The 3,887-nt window shown below is 48.7% G+C and carries 3 protein-coding genes; all 3 read right to left on the bottom strand.

From position 1 onward, the window contains the following. Positions 1–450 (bottom strand): TonB-dependent receptor plug domain-containing protein (locus KQJ18_RS22430; protein ID WP_216422783.1); only part of this gene is annotated, 450 nt, incomplete at its 3' end. 207 nt (positions 451–657) lie between these two features. Further along, complete coding sequence (locus KQJ18_RS22435) at positions 658–1,632, bottom strand: fimbrial protein (RefSeq protein WP_216422784.1); 975 nt, start codon at positions 1,630–1,632, stop codon at positions 658–660. A 29-nt stretch (positions 1,633–1,661) separates the two neighbouring features. Further along, positions 1,662–3,887, bottom strand: a 2,226-nt coding sequence (locus KQJ18_RS22440; protein ID WP_216422785.1) for a fimbria/pilus outer membrane usher protein, incomplete at its 5' end; no start/stop codon positions are given.

Genomic DNA, 3,887 nt, shown 5'->3' on the forward strand with positions numbered 1-3,887 from the left:
GTTGTAGAAGTTACCCTGCATCTTCAGGCCATTCAGATAGTTGTTCTGACTTTGGCCGTCTGCCGCGAATCCGCGAATAATCAGATAGTCATAGGTATTGGATGCGCCACGCGTACCCACGGCGACACCAGGAGTGTAGCTGAGCGCCTCTTTAACCGATTTCGGCTGATGTAACGCCATCTCTTCAGCGGTGACCACTGAAATAGACTGAGGAACTTTTTGAATCGGAGTATCGGTTTTGGTCGCCGTAGCAGACTGTCGTGCGGCGATGGTTGCCGCTGGCCCCCATGCACTTTCCTGCGGAGCAGGCGCTGCGGTTACGGTGATGGTTTCTTCTTTCGGTTGAACCGCCGCCTGTGCATAGACAGACATGCCGCTAACCGCTGTGGCTACCACAACTGCAATTTTACGCAGCGAGGAATTTGGCTGAGCAGTTTTAATACGCGCCATTGGTATTTCTCTGATGAAAGTGAATGATAACGTAAACGAGAATTATTCTTATAACGAGAGTATGATATTCGAAACGCTGTTGCGAGCGCAAGCAATACGCGCCCCTACTAAAACTAAGGGGTTAAGAAATAACCAGATTGGGAGAAGGGATATAGAAAGATGATGGAATTGGGTAATGACCTGCCAAATTTGGCAGGTCATTACCGCTTAGCGATAATAAACTTCAAACGTCGCGACGGCATCTACCTGCCCGGCTTTGACCGTCCCCGTTTTGACATAACGCGCCTGAAGAGGAATAGTGATGGCCTGATTCTCTGTCGTTTTCGAGGCAGCGGTATAATCCGTATCAAACTGGAGAACGTTGTTATTGTTATCAAGGATTTGAATTCCCACGCCTTCGGCGGCGTCCGTTCCGCTAGCAATACTAAGAATATTACCGCTGGTTACCCCCGTCGACCCTGAGGTCGTAAACCGATAATCAACCTGTATATCGGCTTTACAGGCATCAAGCTGAATTTTGAAGGCATCATCTGAGACAACGTCTGAATAACCGTTGTTAAATTCACCCGTTGTGATCTGTTTAAGCGGTACGGAAATATTTTTCTCAACAAGGTTACAGGTGTTAGCCTGCACGTTTACGCTCACAGGGTTAAAGGTGAGTTGGGCAACCGTCTGGTTGTCATATACCCATTCGGCCAACAAACGGCTGGCATCAATAGTGCCGCTTTCAATGGGCCCGATGACAACAATCCTAATACCTATTCGGGGTGAAATAGTATATTCATAATCTTCTGTCATATCCTCAGCTTCAAAATAAGAGAGGATATAGTTACCGTCTGTAGCAAGCGATCTCCCGGTGTTGTTCCATTTTGCCTGAATACCGATGCCGGGAACGTTAGTTTTATAAACAGCTGACAGTCCAACACTATTTTCCCAACGGGTGCTCAGATACCTGTATCCTTTATAAATAGGAGCAACTCCCGTACATTTCAATTTAATCGCAGAACCAACCAGTTCTTGACTATAAAGTATCGTACCAGGCGTCGCATCCTGGCTTACCACCAACGCTGGTATGGTAAAAGGTCCAGGTCCAACACCGCCCTGAGTAAAAGAACAACTCGCCCAGCTGCTACCGCTAATCAGTAATAACAGCGCCCCTAAATAGCCTGGTTTAATATTCATTATAGATTCCTTTCTTTTAGAGTCAGTCTTCACTGGCACTGCACGTTTGCTTTATAAATACCTGCCGGTACTTCTTCAGGTATTGTCACGCTTCCAGCGCATCTTGCTTCTCGTCCATCGCCCCATTGCACGGTAAAGGTCTGGGTTCCCTTAAGTCCGGTGAGATAAACTTCACCGTCATCGCCCACAATGGCGGTGCTCTCCGACAGACTAAGCATCGCGCCAAAAGGCACGACGCCATGATTGCGCTTCAGCGTTATCAACGCACGCTTACCCGTGCGAGCAGTAAAATCCGCCGCAACGACCGCGCCTTTGGTAGGTGTTACGTCTAATGAGGAATCCTGAATATCAATATCATCCCGTCCATACGTATTAACCGTTATCGTATTACGCCGATAATTTGTTAATGAAGGCACAACCGCATTGCCCCAATAATCGGTATAAACGCCCCACGAATTTTGGACTTTGACATTATTGCCATCAGCAATATGCACGATCGCAAAAGCATCCTGTATAGACGGGCCCAACGTGACTCCATGCGAATGCGCGACCACGCTACCCTGTGCGCTATAGCTCCACTGCTTGTTATCTTTCTGATAACTGTAGCTGGAACTGAACTCGCCCACCGAAGCGCGATAGCGCGATGAGAGATATGCGCCATTGCCAGCATCACTATTGGTGTAGGTTTGCTGAAGGTTATAGCTTAAATTGTTATCTTCCAGCAGCGTGCCGCTAATCCCCACTTGATGCGATGTATTGCCATGTCTGGTGCTGTTCATATTATAAGTAGCCCATGAATTCGACAGCCAACGCGCCAAAGGTACATTGATGGAAAAGGCAATCTGCTGATCGTCAGTCGTCGAAGGCGTTTTCGTCAGGTTGTAGTTCACCGACCAGTTGATCCCCTGCCAACTGCTACTGTAGCCAAGGCTAATACTGCGTTCATACCCGTCCATCCCCCAGTAATCCTGCTGATATGCATTGGCATAAACCGAGCCCCATGAATGCAGCGACTGAGAAAGGCTAAACTGCTGACGACTACGACGATTATTAGTGCTGCGATAACTGTAAATATCGTCGCTATCATAGTTATTGTTGCGCTGATCCAGCGCTTCCTGGAAGGTGTAAAAACCCGATGTGGAGTAGCGATAGCTAGCCAGCGTCACGGTCGTATCGGTCAGCGGGAAATCTTTGGCATACTGAGCCCGCCATGATTGACCACGAGCGTCGTCGCGATCGTCATTAAACGCGGTTTTGGCGGCAGTAACGTCCGTCGAAAGTGAACCAAACTGCTGAAGATCGACCCCCATCCCTACTAAGGCTGAATGGTACATCGATACACCTAGCATACCGCCATAAGCGGTCATGCCGTAGGGTAAACCATAGATGAGTGTCGCCTGGCCGAATCCCGGTTCTTCACCATTATCGACATCACGATACTTCCCCGCCGCCAAGCTGTATTTCATCGCCCCTTCTCGCAGCATAATCGGTACTGAAGAACTGGCCTGAATAAAGCTGCGCTCCGTACCATCGGCTTCCTGAACCGTCACCTCAAGATCGGCCCCTGCCGTCACCTGACTCAGGTCGCGAATTTCAAATGGTCCGGGAGAAACATTCGTCTGATAGATGACATAACCATTTTGTTTGACGGTTACTTTGGCATCACTGTTTGCAATCCCGCGTACCACTGGCGCAAAACCCTGTAGACTGCTCGGCAACATACTGGTGTCGGTTTCAAGTTTGATCCCTGTCATCTGTACGCTGTCAAACAGTTCGCCATTGGTCGAGGTCTGCCCAGCTTCAAACTGGCTGCGCAACGGTTTAATGTCGCGTTGCAGCGAGGTATTGATCGATTGCCAGCCGTCATCCTGGCCCCAGGTTCCCATATTATGCAGTCGCCACGGTCCAAGGTTTATCCCTGAATTCAAACTCACCCAATTTGAAGAACTTTCATCCCCATTAAATCGTTGATGAGAACCGGAGATGTAGTAACTCGTCCATAGCGCAGGAATACCGTCGTCCCAGTATTTTGGATTGGTATCGCCTGAGATCTGAGTATTTCGGTACATTTGCGGTATACGCAATTGCAACACCTGGGTATCAGCACTAAAGTCATAACGGGCCTCAGGTATATATTCGCTGATGTCCCCCACAGGTGAATTATCATCAAGCAGATTCAGTGCCGGAACGGTGTCAACTTTAACGCCCAACTCGCGCAATTCTGCTTTAGTGAACTGCGGCACCAGCTTTTTGCC

Origin of the sequence: Citrobacter sp. S55_ASV_140 (assembly GCF_018919505.1) — a bacterium.
In the GTDB taxonomy this organism is placed as follows: domain Bacteria; phylum Pseudomonadota; class Gammaproteobacteria; order Enterobacterales; family Enterobacteriaceae; genus Citrobacter; species Citrobacter werkmanii.